This window comes from Rhodopseudomonas sp. (assembly GCF_013377015.1).
Lineage (GTDB): Bacteria > Pseudomonadota > Alphaproteobacteria > Rhizobiales > Xanthobacteraceae > JARJEH01.
This window is the reverse complement of sequence record NZ_JACABA010000004.1, coordinates 174,361-198,675: the sequence shown is the minus strand read 5'-3', so window position 1 is coordinate 198,675 and position 24,315 is coordinate 174,361. Positions and strand designations below refer to the sequence as shown.

Here is a 24,315-nt window from a genome sequence, read left to right as displayed (position 1 = left end):
GATGCGAGCCTCATCGCTAATCACTTCGCGGCGCGCGCTGCTGCACGGCGGCGCCTCGTTCGCCGGCTGGGCCTATCTGCCGAAATTCGCCCGCGCCGCCGATCGTCGCGATCCACGCCTCGTGGTCGTCATTTTGCGCGGCGCGCTCGATGGGCTCGCCACCGTGGCGCCGACAGGCGATCCCGACTACGCCGGCCTGCACGGCGCAATCGCCTTGACGCGCGATGGGCCGCATCCGGCAATCGCACTCGATTCCTTTTTCGCACTACATCCGGCGATGCCGGAATTCGCCCGGATGGTCCGGGCCAGGCAAGCCGCCGTGGTGCACGCGGTGGCGACGTCGTATCGCGACCGTTCGCATTTCGACGGCCAGGATGTTTTGGAAAGCGGCCTCGCCGGACCCGGCCGGGTGCAATCCGGCTGGCTCAATCGCGCGGTCGAAGCGCTGCCGCGCGGCGAGCGAATCGCCAGCGCTTTGGCGATTGGCCCGACCACGCCGTTGGTGCTGCGCGGCGCCGCGCCGACCGTGGGCTGGTCGCCGGCGACGCTGCCGCAGGCGGCAGAAGACACCGCGGCGCGGCTGATCGAGCTCTATCAGCATCGCGATCCCGCGCTGGCGGCGGCGCTGAGCCAGGGCGTGCAGCTCGACAAGATCGCGCAGGGCGACGACATGAAGCAGAAGCCCGGCGGCAATGCGATCGTGGCGATGCGGCAGGTGGCGCGCGGCGCCGCGAAATTGATGGCCGCCGACGACGGCCCGCGGGTCGCCGCGCTCGATTTCGACGGCTGGGACACTCACGCCAACGAGGGCGGCCCGGTCGGGCGACTGGCGCAACTGCTCGGCGGGCTCGACGGCGCGCTGGCGGAATTCGAAACCGGCCTCGGCCCGCGCTGGCGCGACACCGTGATCCTGGTCGCCACCGAATTCGGTCGCACCGCGAAGATCAACGGCACATCCGGCACCGACCACGGCACCGGCACGGTGGCGCTGCTCTGCGGCGGCGCGGTGAAAGGCGGCCGGGTGATTGCGGATTGGCCCGGCCTGAAGCAAGCGCAGCTATACGAGGCCCGCGACCTCGCGCCGACCACCGATCTGCGCGCCATCATCAAGGGCGTGCTGCACGATCATCTGGGGATCAGCGCCGCCGTGCTCGCCGACAGCGTCTTCCCCGACAGCGCGCTGGTGAAGCCGGCGCAGGGACTGGTCATTTAAGGTCCGATTCAGTCGAGGGTCGGGCTGCCCGCCTAGCGGGAGTCAGCAGTCCCGACGGCAACAGCCCCTTCTCATTGGCCCGGCTTTGGCGCTAAAAGGGGCGCCCCGGACGCCGGCTTGCGGCGGCGGGTCCGTTGACCCCTGAAAATGGCGCGTTTGGCGCCGTTTCTCGCGAGAAATCCCAACATGAATCGTATTGACGCCCACGGCCTGAAAATCGCGCCTGTCCTGTTCGACTTCATCGCCAAGGAAGCCGCACCCAATACCGGCGTGACGCCCGACGCCTTCTGGGCTGGCCTGGCCGGAATCGTCCACGATCTGGCGCCGAAGCTCGGCAAGCTGCTGGCACTGCGCGATACGCTGCAGGGCAAGATCGACACCTGGCACCGCACCCACAAGGGCAAGCCGATCGATCTGGCGGCGTACACCACCTTCCTCAAGGAGATCGGTTACCTGCTGCCGGAGCCTGCGACGGTGCAGGTCGAGACCGCCAATATCGACCGGGAAATCGGCCATCTGTGCGGGCCGCAGCTGGTGGTGCCGCTGAGCAATGCGCGCTACGCGCTCAACGCGGCGAATGCGCGCTGGGGCAGCCTGTACGACGCGCTGTACGGCACCGACGCGATTCCGCATGACCCCTCCGAGGCCGGCAAGGGCTACAACAAGGCGCGCGGCGACAAGGTGATCGCCAAAGCCAAGGCGTTTCTCGACCAGTCGGTGCCGTTGGCGACCGGCAGCCATAGCGACGTCGCCGCCTACAGCGTGATCGCCGGACATTTGTCGGTGAAGCTCGCAGACGGCAAGCTGACCACGCTGAAGTACCAGACGCAATTCACCGGCTATCTCGGCGACGCCGCCGCACCGACCGCGATCCTGCTGGTCAATCACGGCATGCACATCGACATCCGGATCGATCGCAAGCACATCATCGGCAAGGACGATTCCGCCGGCGTCTGCGACATCATCCTGGAATCCGCGGTCTCCACCATCCTCGACATGGAAGACAGCGTCGCGGCGGTCGATGCCGACGACAAGGTGCTGATCTATCGCAACACCATGGGGCTGATGGACGGCACGCTGGAGGCGGACTTCGAGAAGGGCGGCAAGACCGTGCAGCGCACGCTGCATGAGGATCGGGTCTACACCGCGCCGAACGGCGGCGAGATCAAGCTGCATGGTCGCAGTCTGCTGCTTATGCGCAATGTCGGCCATCACATGTACACCGACGCGGTGCTGGACTCCGCGGGCGCGGAAATTCCGGAAGGCTTTCTCGACGCCGCCGTCTCCGGGCTGATGGCGATCCACGACCTCAAGACCAAGGGCAAGATCCGCAACAGCCGCCATGGCTCGGTCTATATCGTCAAGCCGAAGATGCACGGCCCCGACGAGGTGGCGCTGACCTGCGAATTGTTCGGACGGGTCGAGACCATGCTCGGCCTGCCGGTCAACACCATGAAGGTCGGGATCATGGACGAGGAGCGCCGCACCACGGTCAACCTCAAGGCCTGCATCCAGAACGCCTCCAAGCGCATCGTCTTCATCAACACGGGTTTCTTGGACCGCACCGGCGACGAGATCCACACCTCGATGGAAGCGGGTCCGATGATCCGCAAGAACGAGATGAAGGCGCAGCCCTGGATCAAGGCCTATGAGGACTGGAACGTCGATATCGGGTTGATCGACGGGTTGCCCGGCCACGCCCAGATCGGCAAGGGGATGTGGGCGGCGCCCGACAAGATGGCCGACATGCTGGCGCAGAAGATCGGCCATCCGCAGGCCGGCGCCACCACCGCCTGGGTGCCGTCGCCGACCGCCGCGACGCTGCACGCGCTGCATTATCATCAGGTCGACGTCCACGCACGCCAGCAGGAACTGAAGAAGGGCGGCCCGCGCGCCAAGCTGAGCGACATCCTCACCATTCCGGTGTCGCAGTCGAATTGGGCGCCGGACGACGTCAAGCAGGAGATCGACAACAACTGCCAGGGCATCCTCGGCTACGTCGTGCGCTGGATCGACCAGGGCGTCGGCTGCTCGAAAGTGCCGGACATCCACGACGTCGGGCTGATGGAAGACCGCGCCACGCTGCGCATTTCCAGCCAGCATCTGGCGAACTGGCTGCACCACGGCGTGGTCACCCACGACCAGGTCCTGGAATCGCTGAAGCGGATGGCGGTGGTGGTCGACAAGCAGAACGCCGACGATCCGTTGTACCGGCCGATGGCGCCGGATTTCGACGGCGTGGCGTTCGAGGCGGCCTGCGACCTGATCTTCAAGGGCCGCGAGCAGCCGAACGGCTATACCGAGTTCATCCTGCACATCCGCCGCCGCGAGGCCAAGGCGGCGCATCTGCAGGACCTGAAGTAGGCGATCAATGCGGTTTCGCTGCTAATCACGGGGCCCCGGCAATTTGCCGGGGCCTTTTTCTTGAGCGTCAGGAAGGGCTCAGAACACCGCGAGATATTTCAACAGCGAAATGATGCCGATCACGATCACAATGGCGCGCGCGATCTGTTTGGCGCGGCCATCCATCGGCAACAGGCCGATCAAATAGAGCACCAGGATAACGACAAGAAACGTAATCAGAATACCAATCAGCATGGGGGAATCCCTCGGAGATGTGAGTTCGGTTAGGGCAACAAGAGCACCGGCTGCGTCATATTGAACGCACGATGGAACATTAGGTTCCGTATTCGGAACTCGCTCATTCCGGATTTCAGGTAGAAATACCGGGCCGGCCACCCACAGCTGAAATGTTTACCAATAATCCCTTACCCTCAACGAAACCATTGAGGAAATCCCATGCTGAACCGCCTGACCGTCGCCACGCTGCTCAAAACCGTGATCGCGATCATGTCCAGTTGCGTGGTGCTGATCCTACTCTCGAGCGCCTGGGACTCCTGGAGCCGGCTCGGCGAGGCAAAGCGCATCTTGGTGGTGGCGGAAGCCTCGTCGAACCTGTTCAAGGCGATGAACAATCTGCGCACCGACAGGTCGACCACGTCGCGCCTGCTCAATTCCGACCAGCCGATGGACGCCGCGATCGAGACATACCTCCGCGGCCTGCGCGACGTCGAAATGCCGGCGATGGCTACGGCGCTCACGCAGCTGGGCGATTTCGACTTCCCGGAACAGAAAACCCTGGTGCCCGAGCTGGCTCGCCTGTTCAGCACCCTGACCGCGCAACAGAAGGAATTCTGGAACGAGGTCGGCAAGCCGAAGGCTTCACGCCGCGCGTCGCTGAGCACCGAATATATGGACACCACAACGGCGCTGGTGGCGACGCTCGATAAACTGTCCGGGCGGCTGGCCGCCAACGTCAATCATGCCGATGCGGAGATCGACCAATTGCTGGCGATCAAGCAAACCGCCTGGCTGCTTCGCAGCACCGCCGGCGAAGGTTCGCTGCTGATCTCGAACGGCCTCGCCGCGGGCAAAGTCGCGCCGGAAGCCAAGCAGGCCTACACCAGATTGTTGGGCGGCACCGAAACCGCATGGAATGCGCTGGAATTGGCGCAATCCGGCATGCGGCTGCCGGCTCCGCTGGTCGAAGCGATGGCTGCGACCAAGGCGGCCTATTTCGATCCGTCCTACCTCGCGCTGCGCGATCGACTGCTGGACGCGTTGATGACGGGCGCAAAACCGGAACTGACCGCGAACCAGTGGAGCCCGCTGACGGTGGAGCGGATGTCAAAGGCGGTCAACGTCGCGGACGCGGCACTCGATGCAGCCAAGGCGCACGCCGGCGCCCAGAGTTCCGACGCCTGGCGCGCGCTGATCCTTCGGGTGATCTTTCTCGCCGTCGCAATAGCGCTGGCCGTCGGAAGCGTGATCGCCATCAGCCGCCGCGTCATCACCCCGCTGCACAAGATTCGCGACGCGATGTTGAAAGTGGCGTCGGGCGACCTCGCGGTGACGATCGGCTATGTCGAGCGAAGCGATGAAATCGGCTCGCTCGCCGGGGCGCTCGGCACCTTCAAGCAGCAGGCCGAAGCCAAGGAGCAAACCGAGCAGCTGGAGCGCGTGCGCAACGTCGAGGCCGCCAAGCGGCAACAGTCGGTCGATGGCTACATCGGCGCGTTTGAAGGCCAGGTCCGGCAAACGCTCGAACTGCTCGGAGACGCCGCCAGCCAGATGCGCACCACGTCGGAAGGCATGTCGGAAGTATCGAGCCAGGCCAATGACAGCATTCGCATCGCCGCGCGGGCATCGGGAGACGCATCGGCCAGCGTGCAGAGCGTCGCCTCGGCCTCGGAGCAGCTGAGCGCGTCGATCAACGATATCAGCCGGCAGGCCTCGCACGCCTCGGAAATCGCCAGCCGCGCGGTCAGCCAGGCGCAGGAGACCGACGGAACCGTGCAGGGCCTCGCCAAGACCGCGAACCGGATCGGCGAGGTCGTCGGGCTGATCAACGACATCGCGTCGCAGACCAACCTGCTGGCGCTGAACGCGACCATCGAGGCGGCGCGCGCCGGCGAATCCGGTCGCGGCTTCGCCGTGGTGGCCAGCGAGGTCAAATCGCTCGCCAGCCAGACCGCCAAGGCGACCGAGGATATTTCCGAACAGATCGCCGATATGCAGAAGGTGGCGAACGAGGCGATCGACGCTATCAAGGCGATCGGCGGCATCATCGGCGAAGTCAACGAGGTGGCGACAGCGATCGCCGCCGCGGTGGAACAACAAGGCGCCGCGACCCAGGAGATCACCCGCAACACCCAACAGGCCGCGCAGGGCACCAAAAACGTTTCCGATAACATCGGCAGCGTGACGGCCGGCGCAGACGCCACCGGCGCGGCGGCGGAAAACGTCAAACAGGCGTCTCAGACGCTGGGCACCCAAGCCCAGCAACTGCGCCATCAGGTCGATGACTTCCTCGACAAGATCAGGGCGGCTTAACTCAGTCGGACGCCACCACCGGCACCCGCTCGGAGCCGGCACGGATCGGGCCGGATACCCGCGACAGTTTCAGTTCGCGGTCGCCGCCGGTCCCGCCACGCGCCACCATCAGGCCATCCTGCGTGGCGATCATGTCACCCTTGTGCACCGTCGGATCGTCGTCGAGCGGGACCTTGGCGAGACCGAATTGGTCCTTGCCGTTGCAGGTGCAGCCGGCGACGATCTCGCTGCGATATTTGAACGCGTTGGGCAATTCCGAATAGCGCTTGCCGCTCTTGGTCACCGCATTGTCGATCGTCCCGCCGCCATAGACCACCTTGGTCTCGCTGGCTGGGCAGAAACTGTTGCAGGATCCCGCCTTGCTCTGACCGCCGGTGGCGGAGAGCGGGAAGTAACGGCCGTCGCAAGTTCGCACGCAATAGGCCTGGCTGCCGCCGGACGCGACGCTGCGGACGGGTGGCGACGAAACGGCGGGCCGCTCCACCACGCCGCGTTCATCGGCATAAGGCAAGGTGACCATCGGCGGCGCCTCGGCGCGCTGCGGCGCGACCAGCCCGCCAAACAGCGCGCTGAAGAAATCTTGCGCGTTCGCGGCCGGGCTGGCACCCGCGATCAGAAGCAGCGTCGCCGCACACATTCCGACTTGACTTGACCTGCGCATCTTTGGACCTCCGGTCCCGTCAGATTAGTAGATCGATGAATTCGATGGGTTCAATGCCTGCTGATCCGCCGACGAACGCGCTGGCGTCAAAGAGACTTGGCGAGGCGCTTCCGAACCACGGGCCTCGAAGCGTCGCGGCGCGGATTTCGGCAGCACCACGACCCTGGTGCCGACCTCGACCCGGCTGAACAGATCCTCGACATCGGCATTGGTCAGGCGGATGCAGCCTGACGAGACGAACTTGCCGATCGTCGACGGATCGTTGGTGCCGTGAATCCGGTACACGCTATTGCCGAGATACATCGCCCTGGCGCCGAGTGGATTGCCCGGCCCGCCGGCCATGAAGCGCGGCAGATAGGGCTGGCGCGCAATCATTTCCGCCGGCGGATGCCAATCCGGCCATTCCGCCTTGCGGGTGACGGTCTGCACACCGGACCAGGTGAAACCCTCGCGGCCGACGCCGACGCCGTAGCGAATGGCTCTGCCCTGACCGAGCACGTAGTACAGCGCCGTGTTGACGGTATCGATCACGATGGTGCCGGGCGCCTCGCGGCTGTCATAGGCGACGATGGCGCGGCGAAGCCGATCCGGGACGTCATTGTCGGCCGCGGGCGGCTCGAACGCCGAATTATCGGAATCGAACGGTTCGGCCTGCGGCTGTGCGGCATAGCCCAGCGTCTGCGCCGAGGCTTGGGTTGCCAGCACGGGGATGATCAGCAACGCCGCAGCGATCAGAAGCTTTGTACCTAGCGCGGAAGTGCTCGAAATAGTCCTTGCCATGGCCCCTGCCTCTTGCTGCGCATCGCGTTGATGTTTTTCGCCGGATCAACGCGATGCGTGACCAAGCGTTCCATCGGGCGGGGAGCAGCGGGTGCTATTCGCCCGCGACCGATTCCGGGAGGCGGAACTTTGGCAGCTCGGCCTAGTTGAGCAGCGCCGGACCGGCCTATCGCGCGTCAGCGCCGACCTTGGATGAATGAATTGCGTATGCTTCCCGTCGAGTCCGTCACCACGCCGCTTCCGGGCAGCACCCGGCGAATCGAAATCGTCGCTGTCGCCCTGGTCGGGTTGCTGGTGATCGTCATCGTTGCGGCGCTCTACGTCGCCAAGCCGTTCTTTCTTCCCATCGTGACGGCCTTCGTGGTGGGCACCATGCTGTCGCCAGCCGCGTCTTTCTTGGAGCAGCGCAAGATCCCACGCGCGGTCTCGGCGATCCTGATCGTGACCGTCGCGCTGGCCGGCGTCGCTTTCATTGTCGGCCTGATCTCGGCGCCGCTGGTGCAGTGGAGCAGCCGGCTCCCGGAACTGGGGTCGCTGCTGCGGGACAAGCTGCACGTGTTCGACGGTCCGGTGCAAATGTGGCGGCAGTTGCAGGTGACGCTGGGCGGCAGCGATGCGCTTCCGGCGGCGGCGATCGAGATGCCAAAGATCGACTGGATGCAGCCGACCTTCGAATTCCTGTCGCCTACCTTTACCGAGATCCTGCTGTTTCTCGCCACCCTGGTACTGTTCGTCGCAAGCTGGACGGACTTGCGCCGCGCCCTGGTGATGACCTTCGCCGGCCGCGACGCGCGATTGCGGATGCTGCGGATCCTGAACGAGATCGAGGGCAGCCTCGGCGGTTACCTGCTGACGGTGACGGTGATCAATCTCTGCTACGGCGCCGCCACCGGCGTGATCTGCGCGGTCGCTGGAATGCCCAACCCGGCCGGGCTCGGGGCGTTAGCCGCGACCTTGAATTTCTTCCCGATCATCGGACCGTTCGCGATGTTCGTGATCCTGACGGTGGTCGGAATTATCAGCTTTCCGACGTTGGGGGCCGGGCTGGTCGCGGCGCTGGCATTTGCCGGCCTGACCTTTGTCGAAGGCCACTTCATTACGCCGACCATCATCGGCCGCCGGCTGTCATTGAATGCGCTGGCGGTGTTCATCGCTCTGGCGTTCTGGACCTGGCTATGGGGACCGATGGGCGGCTTTCTGGCGTCGCCGCTGCTAATCGTCGCCCTGGTCCTCAAGGAACATTTGATGCCCGATGACGCGCCGAACCTGCCAGGCAATTAGCGCGCGCCGTCACACCGTCTTGATCGGGTGATCTGCTGTCCGCTCGCGTCAGGTGACGCAGCGGCCGGGTTGCAGCAGCTTGGCTACCTCGGTGAGCACGCTGACCGGCGGCTCGCAAGCCACCATGGCCCGCCTTGCGTTGACCGGCGGCATCAGAAGATCTTGACTGGGGCCGGCCTGGCCAACGGGTATCCGCACCACGATCGACTGATCCGCCAGATTGACCGAGACGGTCTGGCTGGGATGATGCTGACGGACTCCGTCGGCGCGGTCGGATTTGGCGGCGCGGTTGATGTCCTGCGTCGGCGACGGCTCTGTCCTCAGGCCGATCTGGGTGAGGTCGCCGCCGGCCGCCAGCTGCGCCGCGCCGAGCGTCGACGTGATGGCGATGACGCCGAGAATCATTCCCCGCAGAGTCTGTGACATAGTGGCTACCGCTGTTACGTCGCCGGACTGGCGATCTCACAAGCAACGATCGAACCGGCGGTCGGGTTCTCTCCTATCGCAATCAATTAGGCGTGTTGAAAAAATGCCGCCGCGGACGCGGAACGCATTTGCTGGACAGGCGTCTTATAGAAAGCCGGTCGGTCCCTCTGCCCCATATTGGCCGGCGATGCAGGGCGCAGCCGCGGTGATGCCGGCTGCGCCCTGTTTTTCGCGATCATCTGGAAATCAGCTCAAGCGAAAGCGGGACGGTCAAGCCGCCCCGCCGTGTCGTTGCTCGAGTCGTTCAGGAGACGGCGGCGTTGGGCGCGCGATTGCGCGAATTGCGCTGGAAGAACAGCGCCTGGCTCGCGACCGCCGACACCATCGCCGGCTGGAAAGGCTTCGAGATCAGGAACGCCGGCTCCGGCCGCTCGCCAGTCAGGAAGCGTTCCGGATAGGCGGTAATGAACACCACCGGCACTTCGAACAGTTTCAACAGCTCGTTGACGGCGTCGAGCCCGGAGCTGCCATCGGCCAGCTGGATGTCGGCCAGGATCAAGCCTGGCTTCTTGGTCTTGGCCAGCGCAATGGCGTCGGAATGGGTGCGCGCCACGCCGATCACGTTGTGGCCGAGATTCTTCACCAGGCTTTCCAGATCCATCGCGATGAAAGTTTCGTCCTCGATGATCAGCACGTCGGTGGCGATCTCCGCAGCCATCTCGCGGCCGGCGGTGTCGGTCAGCTTGCGGATTTCAGCCACGTCGGTGCGCAGGATGTAGGCGACTTCTTCTTCGGAAAAGCCCTCCAGCGACAGCAGCAGAAAAGCCTGACGCGGCAGTGGGGTGATGTTGGAGAGCCGGCGCTCGGACGGCATCGGCAGCGTTGCGACATGGGTATCGTCGTTCAGCGCGACCGAATTCCAGATCTGGGTGAACAGCCGAAACAGACCGGCGCGCGGGCCGTGCTGTTCGTCGAGCAACGACGGATCCTGCAGCAGGGCCTCCAGCATCGCTCCGACATAGGCATCGCCGGAGGCTTGGCTTCCGGTCAGGGCCCGGGCATAGCGGCGCAACAACGGCAAATGCTCAGCAACTAGCTGTGATCGTGACATCCCTACTCCATATAAAGTCGCGGCCAAAAAGCTGGGTGACCTTGGTTTTCCCCGACGTACGATGTCTACGCCCCAGCCCAACAAAAGTTCCATCGCTTCGGGAACTTTGCGGCCGGTTCTGAATTACCCGTGCAGAGACGCTGCAAAGGCCTCAAAAATCAAGCAAAATCCCCATTGTTTGAGGGGACGCCCCTTGGGGAAGACATTGGAACCGACATGAAAGATTTCAAGGCTCAGGCCAACAAGAAGTCCGCGCCCGGAAAGCAAGGCGGCCTCAACGCTGAGATTCAGTCGCGGATCGGGCATCAATTGCGCGCGATGTACGACGATGTGGTGCGCCAAGGTGTCCCCGACCGGTTCGCGGAACTGATCAAGAGGTTGGACGACCCCAAACCCGATTCCGGCGAGCCGGCCCCCAAAACCGATGGGAGGGATTGATTGATGCCCCTCACCGATTCACTCCGCGACGATATTCTGGCTGCGGTGCCGAGCCTGCGCGCTTTTGCGATTTCGCTGAGCGGCAATGGCGATCGCGCCGACGACCTGGTGCAGGAGACGCTGCTCCGCGCACTGGCCAATATCGACTCGTTTCAGCCCGGCTCCAACCTGCCGGCCTGGCTGTTCACCATCCTGCGCAATCTGTTCCGCTCGGATTATCGCAAGCGCCGGCGCGAGGTCGAGGATGCCGATGGCAACTACGCCAAGACGCTGAAGACGCAGCCGGGCCAGCACGCCCATCTGGAGTTCGAGGAATTCCGGGCCGCGCTCGAGAAATTGCCTCAGGATCAGCGCGAAGCCTTGATCCTGGTCGGTGCCTCGGGTTTCTCCTATGAAGACGCTGCCGCCATCTGCGGCTGCGCCGTCGGCACCATCAAGAGCCGCGTCAACCGCGCGCGATCGAAGCTGAGCGCGCTGCTCTACGTCGACGGAGCGGACGATTTCGGTCCGGACAACACCGTTCGGGCGGTGATCGGCAGCAACGGCTAAGCCTCGCATCGCGGCAAGAGAAAATAGCAAGGCGGCCCGCGGCGCGGGCCGCCTTTGTCATGAGCGCGAAGCTGTGGCGGGATCAGCCCGCCATTCGATTGCCGGCCTGCGCATCGATCAACCCCTGATCGGCGGTGCCGAAAGCCGGTCGGTGCGATCGCGCTCGGTCAGATCGACCACGGTCTCCATCGGCGCAGTCAATTCGTAGACGTAGCTGACATCGGTGAAATATCGCTTCGAGGCGCCGCCAAGCGCTTCCGGGGCGACGCGGTCGAGCAGGATAATTCCGAACTCGCTGTCGTCCCGCCGCGTCGCCGCGCTGGTGTTGAATTCCTCCCAACGGAAATGAAACGTCGCCTCAGCGCCTTCATTGGCGACTTCCCACCGCGCCACGATATGCGGATGCTTGCCGACCAGCGAAAGCCCCTCGTCGGAATGTGACGCCAGTTCGAAGAACAGCAGCGACAGGCTCTGCGCAGCGCGGGCGCTGACCGAAATATCGGGGCCAGTCACCGCGATCCGGTCGGCATGCGGAATCGCCCGCGACTCGAACAATCCCTTCAACTTGACGCCCTGCCACTGGCTCTCGCTCAGCAGCGAGACGACATTCGACATCGCGTGAATGCGGCCGATCAACAGCTCGCGGGCGACGTCGACGTCCGCACCATGGCGCAAGGTCCTGGTGACGATCGACTGGATCACCGCCAGGATGTTCTTCACTCGGTGATTCAACTCGTCGATCACCGCGGTCAACCGGCGCTCGAACCCAATCCGCACCTGGATTTCGCGGCGAAGCCGCAAATTGCTGTAGATAACGTAACCGAACAGCCCGCACACGATGCCGGTCAAGACAAGGCCGATCGCAGCCACGATCGCCGCGATCTGCTGCGCGCGCGGGAACGGATTGACCTTGGCGTAATAGGCCAGCGACCAGTCGCGGCCGCCGAACGTCACCGTGCGAACCACTGACGGCGGGATGCCTTCGGGATTCTCGGCGCGCACGGCCACCCTGCCTCGGTCATCGGCAAACAGTTCGGAAGCAGCACTGCGCGGATCCCGGAGCGCCACCGAAAACAGCGACAGATCGTCATTCGCCAACATCAACGGCCCGAGCTCATAGGAGAAGGTGACGAACCCGACCGGTTCGGTGGCCCCGTCCTGCAGCACCGGAGCGCACAACGCCACGCCGAGCGGACCGGCGGCGCGCAACAACGATAGCGGCGCCGACGCGATCGGCATCCCTTGGGCCATCGCGCGCGCGAACATCGGTCCCAGAACCGGATGATCGTCCAGCGACCGGCCGGGAAAGGCGCTGGTTTCGGCATTGCGGGGTTCGACGTCCATCACCAGGTCGATCGGCTTGTCGATCGACTTCAGGTCCAGCGGAATATTGTCGAAGTTGCGGATGGTGGAATCGGCAAATCCGGCGGTGCGCAATTCCGCACGCGCCGCTTGGATTTCATTCGGTTTCAACCGCGCGACCCAGCTTGTAGCGACGAAATCGGTCTTGAAGGCGTAGATCGAGGCGCGCAGCGGCTTCAGCATATCGGCCTTGATCACCGACGGCGTCCGGAACAGGCCGGACGCAACCCGTGATAGCAATTCGCGCTCGGTGAGCCGCTCCTGCACCAGGCTGGCGTGCACATCGATCGCCCGCGCCAGCGCGATTCCCTCGATTGTCTTTTCCTGATCATGCACCCGATAGGCCGCGAGGCCGGAGAGCAGCACCCCGACAATCGCCACCAAGCCGATGATGAAGCCCAGCCGAACCACGCGCTTACTCAGTCATGAGTTGGGAGCAAAGAAGCCGTCGCGGGCCAGCGAACCTGACCCAATCATGCGCGCGGCGCGACTCCGCGCTCGACCATGGAGAAGCGATCATCGAAACGCAACTTCGGCTGACTGTCGGCAAATGTAAGTATCCGCGTGGCGATCGGCCCCAGAGTGGATCAATCTCAAGCCGTGGATTAGGTTCCAGACGCGCGAAAAGAATCCTCAGGCCCTGGCCGACAGCTCCGCGAGCCACGGCTCAAGCTGGCAGCGCCCTGCCCTTCAGGCCGCCCTTGGCTTCGATGAATCCGATGATCCGGTCCAGCCCCTCGCTCTTCTTCAGATTGGTCATCACGAACGGGCGCTCGCCGCGCATCCGCTTGGCGTCGGTGTTCATCTTGTCCAGCGAAGCCCCGACATACGGCGCGAGGTCGATCTTGTTGATGACCAGCAGATCCGAACGGGTGATGCCCGGACCACCTTTCGAGGGAATCTTGTCGCCGGCCGCGACGTCGATCACATAGATGGTGAGGTCGGCCAATTCAGGCGAGAAGGTCGCGGCCAGATTGTCGCCGCCGGATTCGATCAGCACCATGTCGAGATTAGGGAATTTCGCCCGCATGTCGGCGACCGCAGCGAGATTCATCGAGGCATCTTCGCGGATAGCGGTATGCGGACAACCGCCGGTTTCGACGCCGGCGATACGATCCGGCGTCAACGAGCCCGACCGCACCAGGAATTCGGCGTCCCATTTGGTGTAGATGTCGTTGGTAATCGCGGCGATGTCGTAGCGCTCGCGCATGGTCTTGCAAAGCAGGTCCATCAACGCGGTCTTGCCGGACCCGACCGGGCCGCCGATGCCGACACGCAGAGGACCGTGATAGTCAGACATCGCAAGTTCCCACTGACGCAAGGCTGCAACTGCCACCACGAGGAGATTTGCACCGCGCCGCATCGCAACTAAGAACGATGCGCCAAAATATTGCAAGCCGCCCGGCTTCGGTGCAGCCCGCACTACCGCAGCGGCCGGCCGCACCATCGATCGGCAAAGATCAGGCCGCCTTGGCGACCTGCTCCTTCGCCGCGCCGTCCTTGGTCGCGGCATCTTTCGGCGATGCGTCCTTGGACAGCAGGTCCTTCTTCGGCTTCGCGGCGGGTGCCAGCGGTGACTTCTTCGTCGACTTGCCGTAGCGCGACAACAGCTCAAGTTCGGCTTCGAGCTCGGCCTGCCGCGCGGCAACCTTTTCAGCCAACTTGTCGGTTGCATTGTCCCGCAGCGCGGCCAATTCTTCGATGCTCAGCGAATCAAGATCGATCTTTGCCATCAGGGCTTCTCCTGTTTCTTTTTGGCTACCGGTTACCGCTGCGAGACGCAAGTTGTGAGCAAATTTATCCACCGCCCGCGTCGCGGCCTCATTCCGATTGACGCATGCAACATCCTTGGATCAGATTGATCGCTGGTGGGGACGAAGAATGAAACCTTGGAAACAACAGCGCGACGGAGTGATCGAGCGCGCCTTGGAAACTGTCGAGGATGTGATCGGCGCCAAGGCAACCCCGATTGATCTGCGTGCTCCGAGCAAGCCTGCTATGCAGCCAGCCCTCGTCGAACCAGCTGTCGCGGAGTCGTTCGCCATCGAAAGACTTGCGGTCGAGACTGCCGCCGCCGAAAGATCTGCGGCGATCGGACCCGGCAGCTTCGAGCGAGACAGCCAAGCCCGTTTGCGCGGGGAACGTGACGAGATCGTCCGGCGTGTCGCCGCGTTCAAGAACCTGCAGATCAAGATCAGGCTGGATCGCGAGCAGTATTGTAATGCTGTTTTGGCGAAAACGCGCGCAGTGCTCGGGCAGCAGGCCAAATCGCCGCGATGATGACGGCGCAGCGCGGCATCTGCCGGCGATCCGGTTAGCTTCACTACATCTTCAACACACGCAGCTTTGCCACACATCTCGCGCGAAGATCAGTTCGGGCACCCGACCGGCCACGCAACCGCGGTCAGCTGCAACGAATCGACCGATAACGCAATCAATCCGTTGACATAGTTGGGTCGATTTTGTGCATCAGGCTCACGCAATGCACTACACATAGCGCTCCAAGAGCGCTCCAAGACGAGATTTGAGGCGTTTTCGGCCAAAATCTCAACTAACAGCCCTTAAACTGTTGCTAACCGAGCCGCAGTGGCCGCTTCATTAGCCCAAAATTCCGAATTGTCGATCCCGAATGAGTATAGTAGAAGGACGCTTCAATAAAGGAGCGACTAAGTGGCCAAGAAAACCAAAGCGAAGACTGCAACGAAGACCGCGGCAAAATCCAAGGCGAAGACCAAGCCGAAGATTACTCGCCGGGAATATACCAAAGACGACGTCAAGGAGCTTCGCGCTCACTCCAAGGCGAAGACCCCTGTGATCAAGATCGCGAAGCTGACCAAGCGGACCGTCGGATCGCTGCGTCAGAAAGCCCTTAAGCTTGGTATCGGGCTCGGCCATCAGCGTTGAGCACCGGGCAGGGTTCGCCGTTTGAAGCGAAACGACTGCCGTCAGCCGATATCCGTTCCGGTATTCGGCCTGATTAGTCGGGTTTCGCGATCGGCGAATCTGCCTTCCTCGCCCAGACCCTGTTGTCATGAAACGCCGCGCCGCCATGCGGCGCGACGGGGTCTGCGCCGGTCAACACATTGATTCCCCAACCGCCCGCATGCGCGCGGTTGGGATGAATCGACTCGGCTATCAGGACGCCACGGCGCAAACCATCGCTCAGTCGGGCAGTCAACGTGGTTTCGCCGCGCTCGTTGCCGAGCGCGATAGCGTCGCCATCGACAACGCTGAGTTGTGCCGCATCCGCAGGATGCAGCAGCACCGTGGGAGCGCCTTCCCGCGCCTGCGATGACGACGTCTCATTGAAAGTGCTGTTGAGAAAGCTCCGCGCCGGACTGGTCGCCAGCCGGAACGGATACTGCGCGTCGGCTTCCTCGATCACCGCCCAGTGGTCGGGCAGTCCGGGCATCGCCCGCCACGGCCCCATAGGCTGGTTGCGCGGTACGTTGACGGTGCTCCAGTCGGCGCGGAAATGGAACTTGCCGTCGGCATGGGCAAAGCCGTCGAGATAGTGCGCCATGCGGAATTCCGGCTGCAGATCGCGCCACAACTCGGCTTCGAGCTGATCGATGCCGCCCCGGTTGCTGGCAAGGAGCGTCGCGTCGATGATCTCGCGCGACGTCATCTCGAACCCCGGATGCACGGCCTCGAGCCGCTGCGCCAGCGCCTGGATCACCTGGTGATTGCTGCGGCACTCGCCGGGCGGTTCGATCAAGCTGGCACCGACCGAGATGTGTTGCTGACCGCCGCCGTAATACAGGTCGTCATGTTCCAGGAACATCGTCGCCGGCAGCACGATATCGGCCATCTCCGCGGTCTCGGTCATGAACTGCTCGTGCACCGCCACAAATAGATCGTCGCGCACAAACCCTTCGCGAACGAGCCTCTGTTCCGGCGCCACACTCATCGGATTGGTGTTCTGGATCAGCATCGCCTGCACCGGCGGTCCGCCCACCAACGCCTCGGCGTCGCCGGTCAGGATCCGTCCGACCTTCGACTGATCGAGCGCGCGGGTGCGCGGATCGAGTCGGTCGAGGCCGTCGACCAGGGTCCGGTCGAATTCCCAGATCGCCGCGTTGTTGAAGAACGCGCCGCCGCCCTCGTATTGCCAGGCGCCGGTGACGGCCGGGATGCACAGCGCGGCGTGCATCTGCGCGGCGCCATTGCGGCTACGGGTGAAGCCGTAGCCGAGCCGGAAGAAGCTGCGCTTGGTCTCGCCGACGGCGCGGGCGAAATTCTCGATATCTTCGACCGGCACGCCGCTGATCGATGACGCCCATTCCGGGGTACGGGTCGCCAGATGGGCTTCGAGCTCGACGGGGCAGTCGGTGTATCGCGCCAGATAGTCGCGGTCGGCATAGCCGTCGCGAAACAATGCGTGCATCACGCCGCAGGCGAAGGCGCCATCGGTGCCGGGACGCAGGATGATCTTGATATCGGCCTGCTTCATGGTGTCGTTGTCGTAGATGTCGATCGCCGCGATCCGCGCGCCGCGCTCCTTGCGGGCGCGGGACGCATGCGTCATCACATTGACCTGGGTCGAGACCGCATTGGTGCCCCAGATCACCACCAGGTCGGACTTCGCCATTTCGCGCGGATCTACGCCGGCGACCTTGCCGGCTCCCGCCGCGTATCCGGCATGGGCGATGTTGGAGCAGATCGTCGAGTAGAAGCGGGAGTACTTCTTGACATGAGCCAACCGATTGGCGCCGCCGCGCATCACCAGGCCCATCGTTCCGGCATAGTGATACGGCCAGACCGCTTCCGCGCCGAACGCGCTTTCGGCGGCGTCAAACCGGGCGGCGATCTCGTCCAGCGCCTCATCCCACGAAATCCGACTGAATTGTCCCGAGCCCTTCGGCCCGGACCGGCGCAACGGATACAATAGCCGGTCGGGGTGATGAATCCGCTCGGCATAGCGCGCGACCTTGGCGCAGACCACGCCCGCCGTGTAGCTTTGCAGTTTCGAGCCCCGCACCCGCCCGATCGTGGCACCGTCGATGACTTCGACGTCCAGTGCGCAGGCCGACGGGCAGTCATGCGGACAGGTCGAGTGCCGGATGTCGATTTTCGTGTGCGGGTTCATCCGTTTAGCACTAGCATCAAGATGCGGCGCCGAGAATGGTATCCTGGTCAAGCGCCACGCTCTGGCGGGTTGTGACAGCGGTCCTGACCATAGGCAGTTTTTCAACGACCGCGAGATTGGCGGTCAGATCGATCAAATTGGGCAATTCCATGCATCAGGCGACACGATTTCAGTTCGAACGCACCGCGAAGGAGTTCGCCGAATGGCGGGCCGTCAACGAGGCCCAGCGGTCGCCTGCCGCCGCGTGGTGGTGGAGCCCGGCGCTGGCGGTGCTCGACGAGCAAGAGCCGATGCCACAGGCATTTTGCGACGATCTCGAGTTGGCGACAGGTTCGAGCTTCGCAGCCGCGGCACGCAAGCTGATCGAAGCGATCGCTGAGCAAACCGTGCTGCCCTGGCCGAGCCAATTCCCGCGCGAAAGCAAGTATCATTTCGAAGAGCCGCAGGAAACCGTCAGTTCCTCGTGAGCCAGCGCTGCAAGAGCAGAGGGCGGCGAGAACCGGCGCTGCAGATCAGAACAGCCGGGGCTCCCGCCGATTCGGGTCGAGTTCGCGGTGGCAGGGCTGATCCTGGAAATCGCCCACAATCATCACGCCGGCGAAAATAACGATCACGGACACCAAGGCTGCGGCGAGCAGCAGTAGATCGAGGGTCATGGCCGCCTCCTATCTTGCACCAAAATCATGGCGCACAAACCGGACGCGAATCGTTGACGAAGATCAAACCAGCCGCATCGCCAGCGCGACGCCGCCGCATGGTAACGGCAGGCCGCAACTACACCGGCTCCTTGGTCACCTCATCCTGTCCTTCGAGATCGGCGATCTCCAGATTGAGGCTGCGGCCGGTCCGGCCCTGAACGATCTGGTTGATCTTGGCCGCGATACTCGGCTCGCGGTTGATCAGAACCCGAAGATCGGCGGCGTCGAGCACCAGCAGCCGGGCCCGTGACACCGCCTTCACGGTCGCCGAACGCTCCACCCTTTTCAACACGGCGATCTCGCCGAAGAAATGCCCGGCCCCAAGCCGGATCCGGCGGCCGTTTTCTTCCGGTCCGAGTTCGATCTCGACGTCGCCCTCGGCGATGAAATACATCGCGGTGGCGGGCTCACCGCGGCGAAAGATGATATCGCCGGAATCGATCTGCCGGGCCTGCAACAGCTGCATGATATGGGCGATATCGGCAGCGGTCAGATGCGAGAACAGCGGGACCCGCGCCACCATGCTCCAGTTGACGATGAAATCGCGGCGGTGGATCACCTCGGAAAACGCGTTGGCGACGATGCCGACCGGAAGCGCGATCATGATCAGGCCGCCGATGATGGTGACCGAGGCGATCAGCTTACCGATCCCGGTCGCCGGCACCACGTCGCCATAGCCGATCGTCGCCAATGTCACCAATGCCCACCACATGGCATCCAGAATGGTGCCGAATTTGTCCGGCTGAACGTGGCCCTCAGCGATATGCATCGCGGTCGCGGACAACAGCGTCGCGCACAGCAGGATCACCAGGCAAGCGGTGAGCGCGCGGCGTTCACTCGCCAGCACCTCGAGCAGCGAGCGCATCCCGGACGAATAGCGCGCGAATTTCAAGACCCGGAGCATGCGCAGGATGATCAGCACGCGCAGATCATTGAACCCCAGCATCGCCACCCACAGCGGCATCACCGCGAGGCAATCGACAATGCCCTGCGGGCTGATCATGAACGACCAGCATGCCCCCAGGGGACGCATCTGCCGATACGGCAGATGCTCCGGCGCGATCCAGATCCGGATGTAATATTCGACGCTGAAGATCACGAGGCAGAAGAATTCGAGCCAGAAGAACAGGCTGCCGTATTCGGCCCGCAGCCGCGGGTCGGATTCCAGCACGGCAACCGCGATGCTGAACAGGATCAGGAAAACAATGAAGCGATTGACGATCAGGCCGACACGCGTGCTCTGCGCATGCGATTCGAGAATCTCGTAGATATACTGCCTAGCTCTGGCATGGAGCGGCCGTTGGTCGCGCATCGGTGGGCCTCAATTCAATCCCGCGGATGCGCCAGCGTGGAGGCGCCTCAGGCCGCGGCCAGCGCGTCGAAGCGTTTCGAATCCAGCACGCGAACGCCGTCGGGGACGATGACGATCAGTTTTTCCCGCTCCAGCTTGGTGAAGGTGCGGCTTACGGTTTCAATCGTGAGCCCAAGGAAATCGGCGATATCCTGGCGGCCCATCGGCAAGGTAACGGTTTTGGTCATGCCTTCAAGCCGGGCCAGTCGCTCACGCCAGCCAACCAGGAACGCCGCCACCTTTTCCTCGGCCGAACGGCGACCGAGCAGCAACATCTGATCCTGGGCAAGACCCAGTTCCCGCGTCGCAAACTCGTTCATCCGCATCAGCATCTGCGGCCTGTTCTCGATGAAGCGCATGAACGGCCCCCGAAAGAACTTGCACACGGTCAGAGGGCCAATCGCATCGGCCGAAAACGAATAGCGATTGGAGGGCGCCATTCCCAGAAAATCCCCCGGCAGCGCAAAGCCGATGATCTGGCGCCGGCCGTCGGGCAGCAATTTGTAGAGTCGGGCAATTCCCTCGGTCAGACTGTAGACCGAATCGACCATCTCGTCCTCGGAGAAGAGCGCCTCTTTCGGCCCGAAACGGACGTGTTGCGCCAGCCGTTCGAATTCCTGGTGCTCGGATTCGTTGAGTTGGCCGCAGATTGCGAGCGAGCGAACCGAGCAATGAGTTTCGCAGCGAAAGCCGTCGCATGAGTTCGGAAAAGCGAGGTGCGGCATTCATCACTCCTTACAGATTGTTAGAAGCACATTTCCTACCTGCCGCGTACTGCCGTCGGTGGACGTGAACGATGCGCCAGAAAGCTTAATATCTTCGCAAATCGTCAAGACAGCTTGACACAGATCAATGCTTTGCTTGACACATATTTATGCCGGTGGACAAGGCTACTTCGTGCTCAATATGCTGAAGTGGGGTTGATTCTCCCCTTTTTACCAACCAAAGCTGGCCCAATGCGCCTTGTTCCCGTCTGTCTGGCGATCACCCTGCTCATGATCAGTTCGGCAATTGCCGCGTCTCCCGCAGAGCGCCGCGGTCGGGCCTATGCGAAGGCTAACTGCGCCCGTTGCCATTCCATCGATCGAGACAGCGCCAGCCCGCTGGCACTTGCCCCGCCGTTCCGGACCCTGCACAAGCGCTATCCGATCGAAACCCTGGCCGAGGCGTTTGCGGAAGGGATCTATACCGGGCACGCCGAGATGCCGGCATTCGAGCTCGAACCAAAGCAGATCAACGACCTTTTGTCGTTCCTGAAGAGCCTGGAATAGCCGGCTTGGCATCGCCGCCGGGGCCCGCGGGCGCCGTCAAGGCGGCCACCGTCCAGAGAACTAACTCCTTAGCAATGCTATCAAATGCCTCGTTGAAGGCAGCCACCGCAGCAACCGGATCGGGCTTCTCGAACGGCTGGGCCTGCCGGAACAGTTTGGCGGCGACCACCCGCCCGTCCTTGCTCAAAATCTTGGCCGAGAAGGCGATCTCGGCACTCGGACCGGGCTCGCCCACCACCGCGAAGTTTCTGATATCGATCAGCAGCTGATCGTCGGATTGCACACCGTCCAGCGACCGCACCGGGGCATGAGCGATGTCGTAGTTCTCGAAGCTCTGGATCAGCTTCGCCTGCAACAGCTTGGGAATACTGTCGCTCCATTGCGCGCCCTCGAAGCCGGGATAGTCGAGGCCCGGCGCCAGCAGCACTTTCTGGGTGTCGAACAGCAGCACCGTGGTCGGGTCCGGAATCACCAGCTGGCCCTTGATCGTCTTGGCTGGAGCGGCGAAGCCCGATGCAGCGCGCAGGTTGTAGACTGCCTTGACGACGACCGGCTTGTCGGCGCCGGTCATCCGCTCGACCCCGCCAATGATGCCGTCGAGCTTGCCGGTATTGCCCGCCAGCCAGGCGGAGAAGGTCTTCAGATTGCCGACGGTTTCCTTCAGCGGCCCGGCATTGTCGCTCAGCACCGAATCAACCTTGCGCAGCGCATCGCGCGCCGCCTGGGTCATGCTTTGTCCGGCCCCGGGCTCGGCGACCAGCGTGGTGGCTATCGCCGACCCGGTCAGCGCCTCGCCGCCTTCCAGCGCGATCACCGGCACCCCAGTCAGCCCCTGGAAATCCAGCCCGACCTTGGTGTCAGGCCGCACCGGCGTATTGGTCGCCACCGCGACGGTGGCATTGACCCGGCGCGGATTGTCGGGCGCGAGCCCGAGCTCGGTGACCTCGCCGACGCGAATCCCGTTGAACAGCACCGCGGCGCCGACCAGCAGCCCGGGTACCGGGCCGCTGAACTGAACGTGATAGATCGTCCGCGCGCCGACACCGCTGGTGTTGTGCAGCCAGAACACGAAGCCGAACACCGCCAAGATGGCCGCCAGAACGAAGGCACCAACGATAACGAAAGGGGCGCGGGTTTCCATCTCTCAACTCGCCTTTGGTTGCAGCATCTGGGAGCGCTTGCCGTGGAAATAGGCTCGCACCCAGGGATGCTCGGATTGCAGCAGTTCGCGCATCGGGCCGATCGCGACGATCTTGCCGTCGGCCAGTACGGCGACGCGGTCGCAGACGGTATTGAGGCTCGCCAGATCGTGCGTCACCATGAAGACCGTCAGCCCCAGCGTCATTTGCAGCGTCTTGATCAACTCGTCGAAATCGCCGGCGGCGATCGGGTCGAGCCCCGACGTCGGCTCGTCGAGAAACACGATCGCGGGATCCAGCGCCAGCGCCCGCGCCAGCGCCACCCGCTTGGTCATGCCGCCAGACAATTGCGCCGGAAACTTATCCCAATCGTCCGGCGCGATCCCGACCATCTCCAGCTTGGCGGTGGCGATCTCATCGAGCAGCGTTTCCGACAGCGCGAGCATCTCCCGCAACGGAAACTGCACGTTCTGGCGCGCCGTCAGCGAGGAAAACAGCGCGCCCTGCTGGAACAGGATTCCCCACATCGCGGCCGCCGCGCGGGTCGTGCTGTCCAGCCCGCCGTCGACGCTGCGGCCCATCACGTCGATGCGGCCGCTTTGCTTGGGAATCAGGCCGATAATCGTCCGCATCAGCACCGACTTGCCGCCGCCGGAGGCGCCGACCAGGCCGAGGATTTCGCCGCGGCGAACGTCCAGCGACAGATGATCGATCACGGTCTGCTGGCCGAAACCGACCACGAGGTCCGCGACGCGGATGGCGTACTGCTCGGCGAGCGCGTCCATCGCTACATTCCGATCGAGGCGAAGAACACCGCGAACAGCCCGTCGAGAACGATCACCAGAAAGATCGATTTCACCACCGAGGTCGTGGTCTGCAAGCCGAGCGATTCGGCGCTGCCCTTGACCCGCAGACCCTCGCTGCAGGCGACGATGCCGATCACCAGCGCCATGAACGGCGCCTTGGTGATACCGACCTGGAAACTGGTCACCGAAACGGCGTCGTGCAGTCGGGCAACGAAGACCGCAGGCTGCATGCCGCCATAGAACCACGCGGTCAGGCAACCGCCATAGAGCGCGGCCATCGAGCCGATGAAGGTCAGGATCGGCAAGGCGATCACCAGCGCGAGGATGCGCGGCAGAATCAGGACCTCGACCGGATCGAGGCCCATGGTCGAGAGCGCATCGATCTCTTCGCGCATCTTCATCGACCCGAGCTCGGCCGTATAGGCGCTCCCGGAGCGTCCGGCGACCATGATCGCGACGATCAGCACGCCGATTTCGCGCAATACCAGGATTCCCACCATGTCGACCACATAGGAATCCGCGCCGAACTTGCGGAAATGGAAGATGCCCTGCTGCGCAATGATGGCGCCGATCAGGAAGGTGATCAGCGCAACAATCGGGATCGCCTGCCAGCCGACGCGGTAGACCTGATAGACCATCGACGTCAGCCGCAGCGATCGCGGCCGCCGCAGCACGCCGAGCAGCGTCATCGCCAGCGCGCCGAACATCTGCAGGAACACCGAAATGTCCTCGGTGGCGCTCCAGGCCGAGCGGCCGACCTCGTCGAGCCGCGCCAGAATCGGATTGGGCTTGGGCCGGCGCGTTGGGCCGCGTCGGTTGACCTGACGCACTTCGTCGATCAGGCCGGCATAATGCGCGGCGACGCCGACAAAACTCGCGTGGTGGCCGGCCTGCGTCGCATTGCGGGAGATCTTTTCAAGCAGCCAGGCGCCGATGGTGTCGATTTCATGCACCTCGGCCATGTCGATCTTGAGCGTTTTTGCGGTCTGCAGTTTCGGCGCGATGGTATCGAACAGCCGTTCAAGCGTCGCTGAATGTACCGCCGTCCAGGGGCCGCCCGGATGCAGTTCCAGACTATCGCCGTCGGTGACCGCGTTCAGCACGGGCAAGGAATTCACGGCCGGTCTCGCCCCGTGTCGAATGCCAGCATGCGAAGCTCCAATCTCTCTCGTCTTGTGGCCGGCCGGCCCGTCGCAAGCGAACAGCTTGCTTCGGCAACGGCGGTTGATGCAAATCAAATGTTACGG

At 63.4% G+C, this 24,315-nt stretch carries 25 protein-coding genes; 10 read left to right on the top strand and 15 right to left on the bottom strand.

Annotated features, from left to right (window positions below):
* The first annotated feature begins 1 nt into the window (after position 1).
* Positions 2 to 1,213, top strand: coding sequence for a DUF1501 domain-containing protein (locus tag HXX15_RS18360; RefSeq protein WP_296517817.1), 1,212 nt, complete (start codon positions 2 to 4; stop codon positions 1,211 to 1,213).
* A gap of 186 nt (positions 1,214 to 1,399) precedes the next feature.
* Positions 1,400 to 3,577 carry a malate synthase G gene (locus HXX15_RS18355; RefSeq protein WP_296517816.1) on the top strand — a complete coding sequence of 726 codons (2,178 nt, stop codon included), beginning with the start codon at positions 1,400 to 1,402 and terminating at the stop codon, positions 3,575 to 3,577.
* Between the two features lie 78 nt (positions 3,578 to 3,655).
* On the opposite strand, the gene HXX15_RS18350 is transcribed toward HXX15_RS18355, so the two are convergent.
* Complete coding sequence (locus tag HXX15_RS18350; protein ID WP_296517815.1) at positions 3,656 to 3,811, bottom strand: Thivi_2564 family membrane protein; 156 nt, start codon at positions 3,809 to 3,811, stop codon at positions 3,656 to 3,658.
* A gap of 201 nt (positions 3,812 to 4,012) precedes the next feature.
* Between HXX15_RS18350 and HXX15_RS18345 the strand changes: the two genes are divergently transcribed.
* Positions 4,013 to 6,106: a HAMP domain-containing methyl-accepting chemotaxis protein gene (locus HXX15_RS18345; RefSeq protein ID WP_296517814.1), complete on the top strand. Its 2,094-nt coding sequence runs from the start codon at positions 4,013 to 4,015 to the stop codon at positions 6,104 to 6,106.
* 1 nt (position 6,107) lies between these two features.
* Here the strand turns inward: HXX15_RS18345 and HXX15_RS18340 are convergent, their stop codons facing one another.
* Together HXX15_RS18340 and HXX15_RS18335 are read right to left on the bottom strand one after the other, a co-directional pair.
* A complete protein-coding gene (locus HXX15_RS18340) occupies positions 6,108 to 6,767 on the bottom strand; it encodes a DUF2865 domain-containing protein (RefSeq protein WP_296517813.1) in 660 nt (219 codons plus the stop codon).
* A gap of 24 nt (positions 6,768 to 6,791) precedes the next feature.
* The gene (locus tag HXX15_RS18335) at positions 6,792 to 7,547 is read right to left on the bottom strand and encodes a L,D-transpeptidase (RefSeq protein WP_296517812.1); all 756 of its coding nucleotides are present in this window, start codon (positions 7,545 to 7,547) and stop codon (positions 6,792 to 6,794) included.
* Positions 7,548 to 7,739: 192 nt separating this feature from the next.
* Between HXX15_RS18335 and HXX15_RS18330 the strand changes: the two genes are divergently transcribed.
* On the top strand, positions 7,740 to 8,828 hold the full coding sequence (locus HXX15_RS18330; RefSeq protein ID WP_296517811.1) for an AI-2E family transporter: 1,089 nt from the start codon (positions 7,740 to 7,742) through the stop codon (positions 8,826 to 8,828).
* 48 nt (positions 8,829 to 8,876) lie between these two features.
* On the opposite strand, the gene HXX15_RS18325 is transcribed toward HXX15_RS18330, so the two are convergent.
* Together HXX15_RS18325 and HXX15_RS18320 are read right to left on the bottom strand one after the other, a co-directional pair.
* Positions 8,877 to 9,254, bottom strand: a complete 378-nt coding sequence (locus HXX15_RS18325) for a hypothetical protein (RefSeq protein WP_296517809.1) — start codon at positions 9,252 to 9,254, stop codon at positions 8,877 to 8,879.
* Positions 9,255 to 9,558: 304 nt separating this feature from the next.
* Positions 9,559 to 10,365 carry a response regulator gene (locus HXX15_RS18320; protein ID WP_296517808.1) on the bottom strand — a complete coding sequence of 269 codons (807 nt, stop codon included), beginning with the start codon at positions 10,363 to 10,365 and terminating at the stop codon, positions 9,559 to 9,561.
* 216 nt (positions 10,366 to 10,581) lie between these two features.
* On the opposite strand from HXX15_RS18320, the gene HXX15_RS18315 reads away from it, so the two are divergent.
* Positions 10,582 to 10,803: a NepR family anti-sigma factor gene (locus HXX15_RS18315; protein ID WP_296517807.1), complete on the top strand. Its 222-nt coding sequence runs from the start codon at positions 10,582 to 10,584 to the stop codon at positions 10,801 to 10,803.
* Positions 10,804 to 10,806: 3 nt separating this feature from the next.
* Entirely contained in the window at positions 10,807 to 11,352 is a 546-nt protein-coding gene (locus HXX15_RS18310; protein WP_296517806.1) for a sigma-70 family RNA polymerase sigma factor, read from the top strand.
* A gap of 117 nt (positions 11,353 to 11,469) precedes the next feature.
* Here the strand turns inward: HXX15_RS18310 and HXX15_RS18305 are convergent, their stop codons facing one another.
* From HXX15_RS18305 to HXX15_RS18295, 3 genes are all read right to left on the bottom strand, one after another.
* Complete coding sequence (locus tag HXX15_RS18305) at positions 11,470 to 13,125, bottom strand: HWE histidine kinase domain-containing protein (RefSeq protein ID WP_296517805.1); 1,656 nt, start codon at positions 13,123 to 13,125, stop codon at positions 11,470 to 11,472.
* A 256-nt stretch (positions 13,126 to 13,381) separates the two neighbouring features.
* Complete coding sequence (ureG, locus tag HXX15_RS18300) at positions 13,382 to 14,014, bottom strand: urease accessory protein UreG (protein ID WP_296517804.1); 633 nt, start codon at positions 14,012 to 14,014, stop codon at positions 13,382 to 13,384.
* 160 nt (positions 14,015 to 14,174) lie between these two features.
* Positions 14,175 to 14,519, bottom strand: coding sequence for a hypothetical protein (locus tag HXX15_RS18295; protein WP_296517803.1), 345 nt, complete (start codon positions 14,517 to 14,519; stop codon positions 14,175 to 14,177).
* Between the two features lie 76 nt (positions 14,520 to 14,595).
* On the opposite strand from HXX15_RS18295, the gene HXX15_RS18290 reads away from it, so the two are divergent.
* Both HXX15_RS18290 and HXX15_RS18285 read left to right on the top strand, forming a co-directional pair.
* Positions 14,596 to 14,994 (top strand): hypothetical protein, encoded by a 399-nt coding sequence (locus HXX15_RS18290; RefSeq protein WP_296517802.1) that lies wholly within the window; start codon positions 14,596 to 14,598, stop codon positions 14,992 to 14,994.
* Between the two features lie 390 nt (positions 14,995 to 15,384).
* Positions 15,385 to 15,618 (top strand): hypothetical protein, encoded by a 234-nt coding sequence (locus HXX15_RS18285; RefSeq protein ID WP_296517801.1) that lies wholly within the window; start codon positions 15,385 to 15,387, stop codon positions 15,616 to 15,618.
* A 73-nt stretch (positions 15,619 to 15,691) separates the two neighbouring features.
* Here the strand turns inward: HXX15_RS18285 and HXX15_RS18280 are convergent, their stop codons facing one another.
* Positions 15,692 to 17,803 carry a molybdopterin oxidoreductase family protein gene (locus HXX15_RS18280; protein ID WP_296517800.1) on the bottom strand — a complete coding sequence of 704 codons (2,112 nt, stop codon included), beginning with the start codon at positions 17,801 to 17,803 and terminating at the stop codon, positions 15,692 to 15,694.
* Positions 17,804 to 17,952: 149 nt separating this feature from the next.
* Between HXX15_RS18280 and HXX15_RS18275 the strand changes: the two genes are divergently transcribed.
* The gene (locus tag HXX15_RS18275) at positions 17,953 to 18,270 is read left to right on the top strand and encodes a hypothetical protein (protein ID WP_296517799.1); all 318 of its coding nucleotides are present in this window, start codon (positions 17,953 to 17,955) and stop codon (positions 18,268 to 18,270) included.
* A 45-nt stretch (positions 18,271 to 18,315) separates the two neighbouring features.
* On the opposite strand, the gene HXX15_RS18270 is transcribed toward HXX15_RS18275, so the two are convergent.
* The 3 genes from HXX15_RS18270 to aadR form a co-directional block, all read right to left on the bottom strand.
* A complete protein-coding gene (locus HXX15_RS18270) occupies positions 18,316 to 18,459 on the bottom strand; it encodes a hypothetical protein (RefSeq protein ID WP_296517798.1) in 144 nt (47 codons plus the stop codon).
* A 118-nt stretch (positions 18,460 to 18,577) separates the two neighbouring features.
* On the bottom strand, positions 18,578 to 19,813 hold the full coding sequence (locus HXX15_RS18265) for a cyclic nucleotide-gated ion channel (RefSeq protein WP_296517796.1): 1,236 nt from the start codon (positions 19,811 to 19,813) through the stop codon (positions 18,578 to 18,580).
* 47 nt (positions 19,814 to 19,860) lie between these two features.
* Positions 19,861 to 20,577, bottom strand: a complete 717-nt coding sequence (aadR, locus tag HXX15_RS18260) for a transcriptional activatory protein AadR (protein ID WP_296517794.1) — start codon at positions 20,575 to 20,577, stop codon at positions 19,861 to 19,863.
* A 231-nt stretch (positions 20,578 to 20,808) separates the two neighbouring features.
* On the opposite strand from aadR, the gene HXX15_RS18255 reads away from it, so the two are divergent.
* Positions 20,809 to 21,123 carry a cytochrome c gene (locus tag HXX15_RS18255; RefSeq protein WP_296517793.1) on the top strand — a complete coding sequence of 105 codons (315 nt, stop codon included), beginning with the start codon at positions 20,809 to 20,811 and terminating at the stop codon, positions 21,121 to 21,123.
* Here the strand turns inward: HXX15_RS18255 and HXX15_RS18250 are convergent.
* Genes HXX15_RS18250 through HXX15_RS18240 form a run of 3 tightly spaced genes read right to left on the bottom strand, consistent with a single transcriptional unit; the run spans position 21,086 to position 24,186 of the window.
* Entirely contained in the window at positions 21,086 to 22,264 is a 1,179-nt protein-coding gene (locus HXX15_RS18250) for an MlaD family protein (protein ID WP_296517792.1), read from the bottom strand. The two genes, HXX15_RS18255 and HXX15_RS18250, sit on opposite strands and share 38 nt — an antisense overlap.
* A 3-nt stretch (positions 22,265 to 22,267) precedes the next feature.
* Positions 22,268 to 23,047: an ATP-binding cassette domain-containing protein gene (locus tag HXX15_RS18245; RefSeq protein WP_296517791.1), complete on the bottom strand. Its 780-nt coding sequence runs from the start codon at positions 23,045 to 23,047 to the stop codon at positions 22,268 to 22,270.
* 2 nt (positions 23,048 to 23,049) lie between these two features.
* Complete coding sequence (locus tag HXX15_RS18240) at positions 23,050 to 24,186, bottom strand: MlaE family lipid ABC transporter permease subunit (protein WP_296517790.1); 1,137 nt, start codon at positions 24,184 to 24,186, stop codon at positions 23,050 to 23,052.
* Positions 24,187 to 24,315 lie beyond the last annotated feature (129 nt).